Below are 15,300 nucleotides of genomic sequence, written 5' to 3' on the forward strand. Positions count from 1 at the left end.
TAATCCACAGAGAACAGGAACTTATTTCGGTAAGGAGCCATTCCATTTCTAAAAATATACGAAATTAGTGTGTCAGCGTCGTCCATTCGACACCTTTGGGAAGCAGGGCTGCAATGCGGTCTTTGGCTTCCTTTTTGGTATACAGCGATTCATCAAGAATGGCCGCAGAACCCGAATCACTGCTCGTCCGGATCAAACGTCCCAGACCTTGTTTCACGCGCAGGAGCATATATGGAAGATCGATTTCTTCATAAGGCGCTTCCGATGCACTGCGTTTTGCGTTAAATACAGGATCCTGTGGTGGATATGGAAGCGACCAGATCATGACATTGGATAATGAAGGTCCTGGAACATCCAGCCCTTCCCACAGATTGACGGAGCACAGCACACTCTCCTCATCCTGCTGGAATGCCGCGATCAAGTCACTGATTTCCCGATCTCCCTCGTACATAAAGCGCAGTCCTTGGGCTTCAGGGATATGAACAATGTCCTGTTTAAATGTGCGCAGCTCTTCCATGGTACGGAACAAAATGAGTGCACGGCCTCCGCTCTCCTGGAGCAAGGACACCGCGTCCCGCAATCGATTTTCGTTTTCCGGGTGACCTGGCTTGGCTTCATCTGTAATTCTCATCTGCATTTTGTCCGCATAGTCATATGGAGAAGCAACGGAGAAGGATACAAAATCATTAATTCCCAGGCTGTCTGCCACATAACGGAACGAATTGTCCACAGATAGCGTCGCGGAAGAAAATACGATGGGGATGCCTGTATTGAACACACGCTCGTTCAGAATTTCCTTTACCGTGCGTGGCATGATGGACAATGTCGTCTCATCTTCATTCTCTTCAGCCCAGCAGATGTACCCGTCTTCCTTGCGGAAGAGGGACAGCGCGGTCTGAATCATGTCCAAATGCTCTTCCACAACACGCATCTGATAACCATCGAGCGAGAACAAGCCGCTCTCAAACACCAACTCTTCGCCAATGGCATCCAGCACACTGGTCAGGCGTTCAATCTCACGCAGCAGCGGTGCCTCCACCCGAACTTCCTTCCGATCCGATCCGGGAATAGCCACCGTGTACGTATCCAACAGCGCAAACAGTCGTTCACTGCTCTCAATCGCTTCATCTACACGTTCGGCAAGCGATTCACGAATCTCCCCTTCCAGGAGCCGGGTTACCAGTTCCTCGAAGATGCGGTGTTTCAGTTTGTAGCTCAGTGCGTTCAGGGCTGCTTCTTCCAGCAGATGCCCTTCATCAAATACAACCGAGCTGTGATCTGGCAGCAGTGGCAGTTGTCCCTCGCGTTTACGAGCCTCATAGGTCCACACATGCTCCATGTAGTAGTCATGGGAACAGATAATGATGTCCTTGGAGCGGCGATAGTGGTCACGCGACAGCGTTAAGCCGCAGCGCTGTCTCTTCGGACAAACGAAGCAATCCTGGAACGGGTCCCAGTTGATTTTGTTCCACTGACGATCGTTCAGATGCGGATACTGTTTACGGTCACCGTACGGATGAAAAGCCTGGAGCGTACCCGGCGAATTCACAAAATCCGGAAGACTCTCATGCACTTCTTCAATGACAGGCGCATCCTCATCCGCGAATCGCACCGCACTTAATTTGTTCAGACAAACGTATTGATCAGGTGACTTGCCGAGACGGGCATCCACTTCCAAATCAAGATGTTGAGCCAGCTTCGCAATATCTCCGCCTGGCTTCACCAGTTGTTCAATCAATGACTCATCGGCACAGGCAATCACTGCCGGTTTGCCCGTATAACGCGCATAACAGACCGCGTAGAGCAGGTAGACTAACGTCTTGCCTGTTCCGACACCGGCCTCAGCCATAATGGTCTTTTTATCTCCATAGGCCCGTTCGAGCTGGTACGCCATAAAAATCTGTTCATCCCGTACCTCAAAGCCGAACTCTGGCAAAATATCGTAAAACACATCGGCAACCCACTCCCCCAAACGGGATACAAAAGGTTCTGCCGGATCATATGCAAAAGGATAACGTTGTGTAGACAATCCTTGGTCAGCCTCCATTCTTATACAAGCGGTCCCTATCCTGTTTCCGTTCAATAAAGGCCGCTGGGCAAAAGTTAATTATCCCACGTCATGAAGTGGGTGACAAGCTTTTTTTACGACGATGGATATATAATTTAGAAAAAAATATACATTCGAATCCATCATAAGGAAAATGGTGCTCCATGAATAACCATTGTTCACAACCAGCGCATTCCCCAGACTCAGCACAAGAGAAATTAACGGATTGGCAGGGTCATCCCATCACAGATAATGAAAATGTTCGAACCGTTAGCAGCCAGGGACCAACTACACTGGAGAACGATCACTTTCTCAAAAAAATCACCCATTTTGACCGCGAACGCATTCCTGAGCGGATTGCCCATGCCCGTGGCGCTGGCGCTCATGCCCTATTTAAAGCGGAAAACTTCACATTTACACTAGTACGCTCTCCACTTTTAAAATAGCTGCAGGTTCATTTCGGTGGATCATGCATTTTTCTCATGCCATTTCTCAGATCATTGGTTCCTCTCCACGTTCAATTTGGACGATTGCTCGTTAAATCAAGGTTATCAGCTAATGAGAGGATTATACCATCCCACTTCATCAGACTACGTTCAGGGCTGTAATGCTTGACGCATCAGCTTGTATAGCTCACCCAATCAAATGATTATTGATGATAACGCTTACAACATTTACCATGAACCTGTGCACAACGAATTCCATGTCCATTAACCAAGGAGGTTTGCGTAATGAAATTATTTCCCTTTTCTTCTGCTCATGCATCTGCACGCTCTGAACGTTCGTTGAAATCGAAAATGGCCCACATCTGCCTGAGTGCCGCTTTTCCTCTATTATTGATCAGTAGTGGATCAGCTGGTGCGGTGGAACTCATGGAGAACGGCGTGACAAATCCCTCTGAATCCGTAGCTGCACCCACTGCCATACTTGCTGCTGGTGACTTGTACGCAGCTCCTAACGGATCGGCAAGCAATCCAGGGACGCTCGAAAGTCCAACAACATTGGCGAACGCCCTGACCCAGATCGCTCCAGGCAAAACAATTTATCTGCGCGGTGGAACCTACAATTTTTCGGAAACGGTTACAATTGAACGAGGCAACAGCGGTACATCGGGACAGCGAAAAAATCTGGTCGCCTACGGATCGGAAAAGCCTGTCTTCGATTTCTCGGCCCAAGCCTTCGCCTCCACGAATCGGGGCCTGCAAATGTTCGGCGATTACTGGCTCGTTAAAGGGCTTGAAGTGAAGGGGGCCGGCGACAATGGCATCTTTATCGGGGGCAGTTACAACCGCCTGGAACAGATTGAAGCTCATCATAATCGGGATACAGGCATTCAGCTGGGGCGATATGCTTCCACCGCCGCCAAGAGTGAATGGCCTGCATACAATGAGGTTATCCGGTCCTATTCCCATGACAATTACGATCCCGATAATGGCGAGGATGCAGATGGTTTTGCAGCCAAATTGACGGTAGGCCCAGGCAATCTCTTCGATGGTTGTATTGCCGCCTACAATGTGGACGATGGATGGGATCTGTACAGCAAAACGGATACGGGTGCTATTGGTGTCGTTACCATCCGCAACAGTATTGCGTACGCCAATGGTGCGACTTCGGACGGTACCTCCACCACCGACAGTGACGGAAACGGCTTCAAACTGGGCGGGGAGAAAATCGCCGTGAATCATATTGTGGAGAACAGCATTGCCTTCAATAATAAAAAGCATGGCTTCACGTATAACAGCAACCCTGGCTCCATTCAGATGAAAAACAACACGTCCTGGAAAAATGGACAAAGCAACTTTGCCTTCGATGTAGGCACACATATCTTCACGAACAACCTGTCCTTCGAAGGCGGTGCCAGTGACAAAACAAGCGGAACGGACGTCGGCAGTACCAACGTCTGGTGGAAAAACAAAAAGAGCGTGAACGACAAAGGCCTGCTTGCAAGCGCAGCCGACTTTGTCTCCCTTGTGCCCTCAGTAACCCGCAGCAGCGATGGAACACCTGTGCTGGGCAATTTCCTGAAGCTTGCGGGCGGCAGTGATCTCATTGGGTCAGGTACGCCTTCAGGTACGAATATTGGTGCACGCTAAAAGATAATAAGAAATTAAAAGCAAAATCCCCTTCTCATACCAGCCCAATCGGTGGTATTGAAGAAGGGGATTTTTGAATTGCTGAAAAATAGTTGCCCGGTAAGAGTTCTGAGCTGGCTTATCCAAACGTGACAACAAACTGCTCACAATATGTACATTTAAAAGCAAAAGTAGTACAACAGACTACTTTCCTCCTGGGTATATGAAAACATACGTGCTCTCGTCGGATAGCTCTTCTGAAAAACAAAAATCTAACTGATCAAAGTTTCTGATATCCCTCACATCTGTAATCTTGCGCTCTGCCATATACCGTACCATTTCGCCTCTGGCCATCTTGGCACGGGTTGCCTTCTCAACAACCTTCCCATCGACCATTTGTCCGAAAACACAAGTGATAAACCGGGTTTCCTCGCTCAGAAAAGGCGTGATGTTTTTGCTATATTCTTTGGAAGCTAAATTCAGAATACAGTTGCTTTCCGACTGAAGCTGATCTGCTAATTTGCTGCCCCAAAATTGATAGAGGGAGCTAAACCCTGGACCTTGCAACTTGCCCTGCATCTCCAACCTATAGGGTGTAGCTCCATCCGAAGGCCGTAACATGCCATAAAAACCAGATAATATTCGCAAATGCTGCTCCAGATACGCCAGTTCCTCATGTTGAAAAACACCAGGCGCCATATATTGATACTGAATGCCCTCATAGGCATAGATGGCTTGCGTAAGGTTCGTCTTTAGATTCATATTCCGAATCCGCTCCATATTTAGTTCGGCAATTGCATCGTTACATTTCCACAACGCTTTGAGTTCGTCATAGGTTAATTTTTGAAGCAGACTCAGTAGTTGTTCTGACTCGTTTATAAAATGCGGCATCTGCTCGCTGGTCAGAAGATCGGTATCGATCTTCATCTTTTTGGCAGGTGATATGATAATTCTCATCGTGCTGATCATCCTTAATCTACAGTTGTTTTTATCGTTATTCATTGTACAGGATTGGCCAGACGAATGAAATGGTGAGCACATTATCCTCTCGTGTCTCAAACCCGCTTTGTCTGGAGTAGGCCCTTGCTACTAGACCAAAGAAAAACTTATCAATATGCTATTAGCTGAAGTTGGGCCCATATTCTCATGGTCACCATGAGCTGTTTTGTTATGATTATAAATACGATGTATTAATTCATATTTCACAAAGAGGAAGGGTGCCACTTTTTATGTTTATTGTTCAATTACTGCTCGCTCTCGCACTTTTGGGCGGTTCGGGCAGCTCCAATGATGCCACATCTACACAACTGGAAATCAATCCATTACAGCCTCACCCTGCTGATTCTGAACTTGTCTTAGAATCCGGTTTAAAGCCTTTCCGGTCTGAACTAACATACAAAGGATTTAAGCCAGATTATAATCCATTCGAGCAGGCCGCCAGCGATCTTCAGGACAAGCTTTTTGAAAGTGCACCATCTCCGCTTCTATCTGAACCCGGAGATACAGGTACATTTGATTACGGCGGACAACTCAAGTTGTTAAACGCTGTCCCTCTGAAGCAAAGTATTGAATTCGGACCATTAACTATTCATATTATGGATATTCAATTATTAGAGGCTCGTGAGATTCCTGAGGATTCCCGTGAAAACATTTCTATTCTGAATCAAGAAGATATCGGTCCTGATATGACTTATATCAAAATCATCTACAGTGTAGAAAATACAACGGATCAAAATATCGGATTTTACGGTTTGAATTCCATTCATCCGAACACGGGTAATCCCATCTCAGCAGATCGTAATTTCATGAGGAAACCCTATGTTTATCATCAATATGACGGCGTAGTCATGGATAATATGGGCTATGGTTTAGTATATACAGATGACCCCGACAATCTGGAATCCATTGAATTGGTTTTCAATAGAATCTATGACTACGACTCCGGAGAAACCATTGTAGAGCCTACTTCGTTGAATATTCCTTTCACAGTCCAAAAGTAATATTAATCTTATATTTGCTTCAATGGTAAGATATCATTTGTCCGCAATAAAATAATTGTTAAACCCCGGCAACGCTTCTGCATTCAGCAGGGCACAGCCGGGGTTCAGTATGATATTCAATTATGGTCCTGCATTTCTCAAGCTATCTCACTGCGTAAAATCATGCTGCCCAATGGTCAGCAACGTCGGCCTGCTTTTGCTCCATACGGAAGTAGCGATTTTCGGATTATAGTAGTACAGCGCCCCGTTCGTGGGGTCTGCACCATTTAGCGCCGCGCGAGCTGCGCGGTAGGAGGTCTGCGTCGGCTTTTGATTAAACTGACCGTCGTCAATCGCAGTGAACTGCCCTTTCTGGAAAATCACCTGCGGAATGGAGGATGGGAATGCGTCCGATTGCACACGATTCAAGACGACGGCCCCTACAGCAACCTGTCCTTCAAAGGATTCCCCGCGCGCTTCCCCGTGGATCAGCTTAGCCAACTGACGCAGCGTCTCACCTTCGGCTTTGGCCTTCTTGTTCAACCTGTTCAGTGTTGCCGGACCTGCAATCCCATCCGCACTCAGCCCCTGAGCTTGCTGGAACTTGCGTACAGCGCTTTTGGTAATGGAACCGTAATATCCGGTCAATCCGGCATTGAAGTATCCCAGATCACTTAATTGCTCCTGCAATTGCAGTACATGCTCACTTTGAACGCCCTGCTCCAGTTTCTGTGCTCCCGCAGACGGAGCTGCCATCGTGAGACCGAGAGCCATCGCGAAGGCACCGAGAAGCACACTGACTCGTCCTGCTCTTTTGCCAGCCTTTTTCCCCCTCTGATGAGTTACTGACCGACTCACGGTGATAGGTTCCATGTTTCCAGCACTTTTACATAATTCTAACCTATAAGCTTTAATCAGTTCATTGGCACTTTTTGTTCCACTCACATTATTCTTTTCATTCATTTTATTCGTTTGATCCATTTTAATATCGTTCTTCATGATTTAATTAACCTCCATTATTCTGAGTCCAGACTCCATATCTTCCCCTGAACCCTCCCTTATGGACATCCCGAGTGTCATTATAGGATATAGCCAAAGTGCCGTCTATCGGACCGATGGAGCATGAAAAACAGGGCTTTGAATACAACAAAAAGAGGCATGAGCCCATGGTCATATCAGGGTCGTGCCTCTTCTTATATCAACCTTTTTCCGCTTGTCCAGCCTGTCATTTCCGTAGGAAGGCAGACCCGTACAAAAGTTGCGCTTGTATTTATTTACATTACTCCGTCAGTTCCTGACCCTTGGTTTCCCGGCCGAGGAACAGCACAGCCGCTGCACCAATCAGGATCGTCACGAAGAAAATCGTGAAAATCAGGCTGATTTCTACCTCACGCTGAACCAGCATGCCGACCATCAATGGAGCAAGTACGCCCCCGATGCGGCCTACCGATGTGGCAAGACCCACGCCTGTTGAACGAACCGAATCCGGATACAATTCCGGACTATACGCGTACAGACCACCCCATGCCCCCAGATTGAAGAAAGAAAGACAGATGCCTGCGGTGAGAATCGCCGCTTCGGTCGTTGCGAGACCAAAAGCAATCGCACTCACTGCCGTCAGTGTAAGGTAAACGACCAGGACGAATTTTCGTCCGTACCGCTCGATAAAATAAGCCGCTGTGAAGTAACCTGGCAGCTGCGCCAAGGTCATGATCAGCACGTACTGGAAGCTTTTGACCAGCGTGAAGCCTTTGGCCATCACGACCGATGGAAGCCATAGGAACATGCCGTAATACGAGAAAATCACCGTAAACCACAAGACCCAGAGCATGATGGTTGTCCGGCGATGCGGAGCAGACCAGACCGCAGCCACCTTCTCCCGGAACGTTGTCTTCCGGATAGTCTTGTTTTGCTTGTAACGCGGCGGATCCTGAATGACACGTCGCAGATACAGGGCATAGAACGCCGGAACGGCACCAATGGCAAATGCAATTCTCCATCCGTATTCCGGGATGACGAAGTTGGCAATAAGCGCCGATACAATCCAGCCTCCAGCCCAGAAACTCTCCAGCAGCACGACGGCACGGCCGCGTTCCGCGGTTGGCATGGACTCCGATACCAGCGTGGATGCTACAGGCAGTTCTCCACCGAGTCCGATCCCTGCAATCAGGCGCAGTACACACAATACGGCAAAGCCAGTCGCCAGGGCAGATAACCCGCTCGCAATCGTGAAGATGAGCAGGGTCCACATCAAGATGGCCTTACGGCCAAAACGGTCAGCCAGGGCACCCGCAAGTAATGCACCCAGTGCCATACCGATGGAGTTGATACTGGTCAGCACACCGACTTGTCCGGGACTGAGGCTCCATTCCTTGGCGAGGGCCGCCACGATGAAGGAGATCATGCCAACTTCCATTGCATCAAACAGCCAGCTCATGCCGGCACTGAACAGCAGCTTGCGCTGCTTGGGATTCCGCAACACTTCCAGTTTAGTCATAACGATAGCTCCTTGATCTCTATGTAGTCATTCTGACACTAAACCATTATTATGCAGAATGATCCAGAAATCAATGAAAAATACGCTCTCATGCCCACCATCACTCAATAGCTCACCCCTTAAGTGAACCCGCTGTCAGACCTGCAACAAAATAACGCTGAAGCAAAATGAACAGCGCAATCATCGGAATGGCGGTCACCAGCACCCCGGTCAGCATCATCGGATAGTTGGTCACATACTCCCCGCGGAACTGCATGAGTGCCAGCGGTAACGTCAGCTTGGATTTGCTGCTCAGCATCAGCATCGGAATAAGCAGGTCATTCCACACCATGACAAGCAGGAACGTAGCCGTTGCAGCGAGTGAAGGTGCGGCAAGCGGAAGCGCAATCCGTGTATAGAGCCGCCACTCGCTCGCTCCATCCATGCTGCCCGCCTCCAGAATTTCGGCATTTAGCATACGCATAAATCCAGTCAGCATGAATACGGAAACAGGCATCAGCATCGCGGCTGATACAACGATTAATCCCGTGAGACTGTCCGACCATCCCAGCGTACGCGTAAGGGAATAGATCGGCAGCATGCTGACCTGGGAAGGAACGATAAGGCCCGCCACGAACAAGGCGAATACGATTTTGCCCACACTTCCGCCCCAGCGGACAATGGCATAAGCGATCATGCTGCTCAGCAGCAATTCAATCACAACCGTACCCAGCGTCACGACAAGGCTGTTTCCGAAATATTGCCACATCGGCTGATTGCGAAACATGCCCGTAACGTTATCCCACGTAAACGGATCAGGCCAGCTGAATGGACTGGTGAAGAAGTTACTGCTTGTTTTGAATGATGATACAAAGACGAAGTACAGCGGCACGATGATCAGCATCGCGTACACTAACAAGATCAGGCGATTGAACCATTTTAGAAACATATGCACTCCCTTCTGCCTCTTGTGCGAGACGAACGTTCCTGCATCAATAGCTTACCCGGTCGGCACGCAGCGCCTTGAACTGCACGAACGTCAGCAAGGCCAGCAGAACCAGGAAGATCATTGAACCCGCAGAAGCGAGACCAAATGAATAGCTGCCAAAGGCGGTATGATAGATATAGGTTGTCAAAATTTCAGTAGCGTAGTTCGGACCTCCGTCCGTCATGGTGAAAATAAGGTCAAATGCCTTAAACGATTGAATCGTTGTATAAGCAACGACAATCGTGGCCGAAGGTGCAAGCAGCGGCCAGGTCACGGTACGGAATACCTGCCATTTACTTCCGCCATCCATTCGAGCCGCCTCATAGAGTTCAGCAGGAATGCCTTGCAGACCCGCGATAAACACAATCATCATCTGTCCGGCATGTGCCCAGACCTGTACCGCTGCAATGGAGTAGATTGCAATTTTGGGATCACCAATCCAGTTTCGTGCAAGACTCTCCATACCAGCTCCGTTCAGCCCATAGTTAATCAATCCAATGGATGGATCATACATAAAGGCCCAGATCAGTCCAACCGATACGGAGGACAAAATGGCAGGGAGAAAATACAGCGCACGAAGTACGACACGTGTTTTGGTGTTTTTAACCAGCAACAGGGCCAGAACAAGTGAAATAAAGGTTTGGGCAATAACCACCGTCAACATGAATTCAACGTTGTTGCCAAAAGCCTTGCGAAAGACGATGCTGCTGAGATTGTCCTTATAGTTATCCAGCCCTACAAACGCATACGACGGGGATACCCCGTCCCAATCCGTAAAGGAGTAGAACAGCCCCGTCAATGTAGGAAATACGAACAGTCCCACGTACAGCAGCAACCCAGGTAACAGAAACAGGGATAGCTGAATACGGTTCTTCATCGCTTACTTCCCGATGTGCTGATCAATGATCGCTTGCGCCTGCTTGGCGGCTTCTTCAGGGGAAGTCCCGCTAAGCACGGCCTGAATGGAGTTCGTGACTGCCTTCTGATTATCCCCGTTCAGAATGGTGAACCGCGGCTGGAACACGGTTTTTTTGCTCGCCCACTCTCCGGCAACCTGTAGCTCTGCAGAATCGTACTTCACGTCATTTACGGTCACGTTTTGTCCCGTCGAGTTGGCATAATCTCCTGCCACTTCCGGTTTGCTCAGAAACTCGATGAATTTTTTCGCTTCTTCCGGATGTTTGGACTTGCTGTTTACCGCGAGCATGAATGTTGTAGTATGAACCCCTTCATACTTCGCCTGGTCTGCACTTACCGTGATCGGTGCAAGCAGCTTCTGCTCCAGATTCGGGTTTTGCAGCTTGTTCTGAGCCAGCTGATAGGAACCACTTGCAAGCATGGCTGCCTTTTCCTGAATGAACAGCGCCCCCGCTGCCGGATCTTTGGTACCCAGTGCATCCTGCTGGAAGTAGCCTTTATCGTTCAGTTCCTTAATCTGTGTGAGTGTTTTCACCCAAAACTCATCCGTCAGTTTCGCCTCCCCGGCTTCCACTTTGGTAAAAATGTCGTCACTCGGTGCATTATTCATAACCATGGTGTTCATGAATTGACCTGGACCAATGTCCGCGCCGGCAAAGGCGATCGGGATAATGCCGTTGTCTTTCAGCGTCTGGCAGAGTGCCAGGAAACTCTCCCAATCCTTCGGTGGTGTTAGTCCATATTTTTCAAACAGTTTCACATTGTAGATTGGATCGTTGTACACAAGCTGATACGGTATGGCATATTGCTTGCCATCAAGCTGGCCTGCCTCAATCAGCTTGGAGTTATAGGCAGACAGAAAGGATGACCCTGTCAGGTCCGTGAACAATCCTGCTTTCGTAAAGGCTTCGAACTGTGCACCAGGGAAAGACGCAAATACATCCCCTACTGAACCGTCACTAATTTTGGATTGCACCGTGGATTGATACTGGTCGGAAGGAAGCGTCTGCATCTCCACCTGTATGTTCGGGTTTTCCTTTTCAAACGCGTCAATGGTCTTGTTCAGCGCTTCTGCATCTTCACCCCGCCAGTGCATGAAGCTGATGGTAACTTTGCCTGAACCGGAGGAGCCGTTCTCTCCTGCTGCAGAATTATCCCCGCCCCCGCAAGCGGACAGCAGCAATGACATGACCAGCATACTGACCAGAGGAAGGATTAATTTTTTATTTTTTCTCATGAAAGACGACCTCCTGAGTAAATGATTTAATTAGGTGTTGCTTAGCTGATGCTTCGCATTTCTTGTACTCCATTTGCTGCGAATAATCGGCATCACGGTTTGGCCAAAAATTTCGGCTTCTTCCAGATGCGGGTAACCTGACAAAATAAATGTGGTCACACCAAGATCGGCGTATTCCATCAGACGTTCGGCAACCTGATCTGCCGTGCCTACGATGAGGATTGCCCCGCCGGAACGAACAACGGACAAGCCTGTCCACAGGTTTGGGCCAACCACGAATTGCTGCTTCTCGGACAATTCACGAAGTTCATTCTGTCTGCGCTGGTTGGTTGCATCGGTCTCCGCAAAAGCTGCTTTGGCTTTCTCAATCGCTTCAGGTGGAACCTTGCTAATAATCTCCCACGCTGCCGCCCAAGCTTCTTCTTCGGTATCCCGAATGAGTACCTGTGCCCGCATACCGTAACGCAGCTGGCGATCTTGCCCTGTTTCCTGTTTTACCTGTTCACGGATCACTTCAATTTCCTCAATTTGCTCCTGAATCCAGTCGTGCGGTTCCCCCCACATGAGGAACGTATCCGCATGTTCTACTGCAACTCTCTTGGCAATAGGTGAACTTCCACCCAGATAAAATGGCGGATAAGGCTTCTGTACCGTTTCAGGCATGCCTACCGGTCCTTTAAAATGGTAATATTGACCGTTAAACTCCTGATTATCATCGTTTGATGCTTCCGCGTCCGCTTTGGTACCACTTCCGGCAAATTCGGTCAGGTTCAGCCCGGTCGACTGGGTCCATGAACGCTTCATCACGTCCATATACTCACTCGCCCGTACATAACGTTCGTCATGGGCATGTGCCAGCGGATCTCCCAGTCCCTCCAGATCCCGAACTGAACTGCCTGTAACGACATTGATCATCGCGCGTCCACTCGACAGCTGATCAAGAGCCGCTCCCATCCGTGCGGCGAGCACCGGTGTAACCAAGCCTGGCCGGATGGCCACGAGAGGACGCAGCGTTTGAGTATGGCTCATTACTGCAGAACCGACAACCCAAGCATCAAGACAGGCGCCACCGGTCGGAATCAGTACAAATTCAAACCCTGCCGTCTCCGCTGTCTGTGCCACCTGAATCAAATAATCCAGGCTTGGTTCCCGTTCCGGGGCGACCCCAACATATTTTCCGTCTCCAGCCGTTGGCAAAAACCATCCAAATTTCAGTTCTTCCTGTTCGCTCACACTAGTCATTCCTCTCTGTTGATAAATAAAGTTCCATTTCAAAAATCAAATGGACATCTGGGAATTGGCCATTCCGGTGACGAATCGTTCTTCTGATAAAGGCGAGCGTTACACTTCCTCATAATCGATTTCGTCCCCTCCACTACTTTCGTATATAACTAACTAATTTTAAGATTGGGCCTAATTCTCATTGAAATTTGTAAAATCATATAAATGTAAATGCCGATTAATTAACTTGGTTTAATAGGTATGGACATCATATCAATTGATTTGTCTGTGATCAATGTCATTTTACGACAATTTGTTTTTGTCATTTTGTGGTCAACTTACAGAAATAAGTCATCCTGATCTTGAATATAAACAAAACCCACCTGTATAATAGGTTATAAGAGAAAATGACAGACATTACAAATTAAACTTTTATTAAAAGAGGTGTTCCTGATGACGGAGAGCATGAAGGAGGACCACCACGAGTTTTTGGATATTATTTTTTTTACTCCGTCTGAATTCGAGAAAGCCGGTGGCGCCTGGCCTATACGAATCGGACGCAATATAGCCAAGAACAACTATCATATCGGCCCTCGTACCACACCGTACCATTACCTGCTGTTTGTGCTGGAGGGGGAGGGCACATTTATTCAGAACGGACATCATTACCCCCTCAGGGCCCGGGATGCATTCTGTCTGTTTCCGCATGTCACTCATGAATACTGGACTGACCCGCAGGAGCCGCTGCAGAAAATCTTTATCGCGTTTGATGGAACCCATGCAGCTGAACTGCTGTCGCGGATTGGACTTACGCCAGACTCCCCTCACCGTTCAGGCGTACTTACTCCAGAGACAGCAAGTGGAATGCGTGCTTTTATGGAGGAAGTCCGCAAACCTCAGGGGGGTGCGAGCGACCTGGGACGTCTCACCCGGTTTCTTGGCCTGTTCGACCGAGTTGCACGTTCGTCTGCCACCAAGGGACTGCAGCCTGATTCGGCTATTCCCTGGCTGCAAAAAGGCAAGGAATACATGGATATTCATTTTGCTGGGGGGATCACGGTAGAAGGTGTGTCTGCTCATGCAGGCGTGGATCGAACCCATTTTGCCAAACAGTTCCGCAAAGCTTATGGATTATCTCCTGTGCAATATATCCAGCAGCTCAAAATGAATCAGGCCAAGCATCTGCTCGTACAGACCCCGCTAACCCTCACCGAGGTAGCTCATTCGGTAGGATACCCGGATTTATTTTCCTTTTCCAAAGCTTTTAAAAAACAGGTAGGTCTGCCACCCAATCGGTATCGGACAAATGAAAACGGCAAAAACTGATTCGCGCTGTCCCGTGCTGCAGCAGTCATCAATAAAAGACAAAAAGGCAAGTCTCCATTAACCGGAAACTTGCCTTTTGCTGTCCTATACTTTTCTTCAATAACACCCGTTACTCCTTCTCATCGCTCTTGCGAGCCAGGGGAATACCGTTTTCCTTTGCGTACCACGCTTCATAATGATGCACAGCTACTCCGGCAAAAGAGGAATGAGGCGATCCCAGGTTAAACACCTTCGCAATCTCTTCGTCCATGTTGCTTATGGACTTTCTGAAAAAGGTCAGGTGCTCACCCTCATGGGTATCTGCCAGCTCGGCTCCGATCCACACGTCCTTGCCCAACTCATCGGCTTCGTCCAATTCTTCCCTGGACAGATCATACATCTGCTGACCACTATCCCGATATGCCATAATGGCGACTGCATCAAACTGGGAAATGACCCAGCGGCTGAGTGAGCCTCCGCCTTCAGATGCCTGGCGGGCATCCAGCCAGAAAGGGATGGCTGCGCTCATATAGAGCCCTGCATCCTTGCCGGCTGTCGTCCAGGCCTTCATGTTGTCACTCCACTCTGCAATTACGCTGTCCTGCTCATCTTCCCAGCGCTGCAGCTGGTAAGGCTCCACATCCAGTTGAATGCCTTCGAAGCGCTCATTTTTGGCCGAAGCGGCATTATACGCCCGAATCCGCTCGATAAAAGCGAGTCCTTCTTCCCGTTTTTCCTGATAGGCCCAATCGGCATGACCGTTCAGGGCATGCACCTGGATTTCTGCCTGCCGGGCAGACGCAATGAATTTGCGATACGTATCATCGGGTACTTCATCCTGCAGCTGCAGAAAAATGACATCCACACCCTGCTCTTTGGAAAAGGAGATAATATCCGGGGTCTGTTCTGCAATGATGGAAGCATCCCACAGCCAGGTCGCTTTTTTCTCCTCCGCCGAAAACCATTTGAACAGCCAGGGCAAAAGCAGCAGGCAAAAGGTCAGAGCCAGCAGAATCCATTTTGTCCTCACCGACATCTTGCCCCAGCGAATCATCTT

At 48.8% G+C, this 15,300-nt stretch carries 12 protein-coding genes and 1 pseudogene; 4 read left to right on the forward strand and 9 right to left on the reverse strand.

The genetic code is table 11. The annotated features are described in order from the left end of the window. Nucleotides 1-64 precede the first annotated feature (64 nt). The gene (locus AB3N00_RS16210; protein WP_413035524.1) at nt 65-2,029 is read right to left on the reverse strand and encodes an ATP-dependent DNA helicase; all 1,965 of its coding nucleotides are present in this window, start codon (nt 2,027-2,029) and stop codon (nt 65-67) included. Nucleotides 2,030-2,265: 236 nt separating this feature from the next. Between AB3N00_RS16210 and AB3N00_RS16215 the strand changes: the two are divergent. Continuing rightward, a pseudogene (locus AB3N00_RS16215) lies at nt 2,266-2,448 on the forward strand (catalase); the annotation flags it as partial. A 471-nt stretch (nt 2,449-2,919) separates the two neighbouring features. Continuing rightward, nucleotides 2,920-4,140, forward strand: a complete 1,221-nt coding sequence (locus AB3N00_RS16220) for a right-handed parallel beta-helix repeat-containing protein (protein WP_413036055.1) — start codon at nt 2,920-2,922, stop codon at nt 4,138-4,140. Nucleotides 4,141-4,323: 183 nt separating this feature from the next. On the opposite strand, the gene yaaA is transcribed toward AB3N00_RS16220, so the two are convergent. Then, the gene (yaaA, locus tag AB3N00_RS16225; RefSeq protein WP_413035525.1) at nt 4,324-5,076 is read right to left on the reverse strand and encodes a peroxide stress protein YaaA; all 753 of its coding nucleotides are present in this window, start codon (nt 5,074-5,076) and stop codon (nt 4,324-4,326) included. A gap of 173 nt (nt 5,077-5,249) precedes the next feature. Here yaaA and AB3N00_RS16230 point away from each other — a divergent pair, with 173 nt between their 5' ends. After that, entirely contained in the window at nt 5,250-6,119 is an 870-nt protein-coding gene (locus AB3N00_RS16230) for a hypothetical protein (protein ID WP_413035526.1), read from the forward strand. Nucleotides 6,120-6,266: 147 nt separating this feature from the next. On the opposite strand, the gene AB3N00_RS16235 is transcribed toward AB3N00_RS16230, so the two are convergent. The 6 genes from AB3N00_RS16235 to AB3N00_RS16260 all read right to left on the reverse strand — a co-directional run bounded on the left by AB3N00_RS16235 (nt 6,267) and on the right by AB3N00_RS16260 (nt 12,950). After that, on the reverse strand, nt 6,267-6,854 hold the full coding sequence (locus tag AB3N00_RS16235; protein ID WP_413036056.1) for a cell wall hydrolase: 588 nt from the start codon (nt 6,852-6,854) through the stop codon (nt 6,267-6,269). A gap of 523 nt (nt 6,855-7,377) precedes the next feature. Then, on the reverse strand, nt 7,378-8,595 hold the full coding sequence (locus AB3N00_RS16240; protein WP_413035527.1) for an MFS transporter: 1,218 nt from the start codon (nt 8,593-8,595) through the stop codon (nt 7,378-7,380). Nucleotides 8,596-8,707: 112 nt separating this feature from the next. After that, the gene (locus AB3N00_RS16245; RefSeq protein WP_175395649.1) at nt 8,708-9,523 is read right to left on the reverse strand and encodes a carbohydrate ABC transporter permease; all 816 of its coding nucleotides are present in this window, start codon (nt 9,521-9,523) and stop codon (nt 8,708-8,710) included. A gap of 43 nt (nt 9,524-9,566) precedes the next feature. Further along, nucleotides 9,567-10,439 carry a carbohydrate ABC transporter permease gene (locus AB3N00_RS16250; protein ID WP_413035528.1) on the reverse strand — a complete coding sequence of 291 codons (873 nt, stop codon included), beginning with the start codon at nt 10,437-10,439 and terminating at the stop codon, nt 9,567-9,569. A 3-nt stretch (nt 10,440-10,442) separates the two neighbouring features. Next, nucleotides 10,443-11,717 (reverse strand): ABC transporter substrate-binding protein, encoded by a 1,275-nt coding sequence (locus AB3N00_RS16255; RefSeq protein WP_413035529.1) that lies wholly within the window; start codon nt 11,715-11,717, stop codon nt 10,443-10,445. Between the two features lie 30 nt (nt 11,718-11,747). Further along, nucleotides 11,748-12,950: an LLM class flavin-dependent oxidoreductase gene (locus AB3N00_RS16260; protein ID WP_413035530.1), complete on the reverse strand. Its 1,203-nt coding sequence runs from the start codon at nt 12,948-12,950 to the stop codon at nt 11,748-11,750. A gap of 441 nt (nt 12,951-13,391) precedes the next feature. On the opposite strand from AB3N00_RS16260, the gene AB3N00_RS16265 reads away from it, so the two are divergent. Next, the gene (locus AB3N00_RS16265; protein WP_413035531.1) at nt 13,392-14,264 is read left to right on the forward strand and encodes an AraC family transcriptional regulator; all 873 of its coding nucleotides are present in this window, start codon (nt 13,392-13,394) and stop codon (nt 14,262-14,264) included. A gap of 109 nt (nt 14,265-14,373) precedes the next feature. Here the strand turns inward: AB3N00_RS16265 and AB3N00_RS16270 are convergent, their stop codons facing one another. Further along, nucleotides 14,374-15,279 carry a hypothetical protein gene (locus tag AB3N00_RS16270; protein ID WP_413035532.1) on the reverse strand — a complete coding sequence of 302 codons (906 nt, stop codon included), beginning with the start codon at nt 15,277-15,279 and terminating at the stop codon, nt 14,374-14,376. Between the last annotated feature and the right edge of the window lie 21 nt (nt 15,280-15,300).

The sequence above is a fragment of the Paenibacillus xylanilyticus genome (assembly GCF_047246825.1).
Taxonomy (GTDB): domain Bacteria; phylum Bacillota; class Bacilli; order Paenibacillales; family Paenibacillaceae; genus Paenibacillus; species Paenibacillus xylanilyticus_B.

Coding starts and splice junctions, on each gene's coding strand:
- AB3N00_RS16270 (WP_413035532.1), bottom strand. CDS start 15,279: ATGTCGGTGAGGACAAAATGGATTCTGCTGGCTCTGACCTTTTGCCTG.
- AB3N00_RS16235 (WP_413036056.1), bottom strand. CDS start 6,854: ATGGCAGCTCCGTCTGCGGGAGCACAGAAACTGGAGCAGGGCGTTCAA.
- AB3N00_RS16220 (WP_413036055.1), top strand. CDS start 2,920: ATGGAGAACGGCGTGACAAATCCCTCTGAATCCGTAGCTGCACCCACT.
- AB3N00_RS16245 (WP_175395649.1), bottom strand. CDS start 9,523: ATGTTTCTAAAATGGTTCAATCGCCTGATCTTGTTAGTGTACGCGATG.
- AB3N00_RS16240 (WP_413035527.1), bottom strand. CDS start 8,595: ATGACTAAACTGGAAGTGTTGCGGAATCCCAAGCAGCGCAAGCTGCTG.
- AB3N00_RS16265 (WP_413035531.1), top strand. CDS start 13,392: ATGACGGAGAGCATGAAGGAGGACCACCACGAGTTTTTGGATATTATT.
- yaaA (WP_413035525.1), bottom strand. CDS start 5,076: ATGAGAATTATCATATCACCTGCCAAAAAGATGAAGATCGATACCGAT.
- AB3N00_RS16250 (WP_413035528.1), bottom strand. CDS start 10,439: ATGAAGAACCGTATTCAGCTATCCCTGTTTCTGTTACCTGGGTTGCTG.
- AB3N00_RS16255 (WP_413035529.1), bottom strand. CDS start 11,717: ATGAGAAAAAATAAAAAATTAATCCTTCCTCTGGTCAGTATGCTGGTC.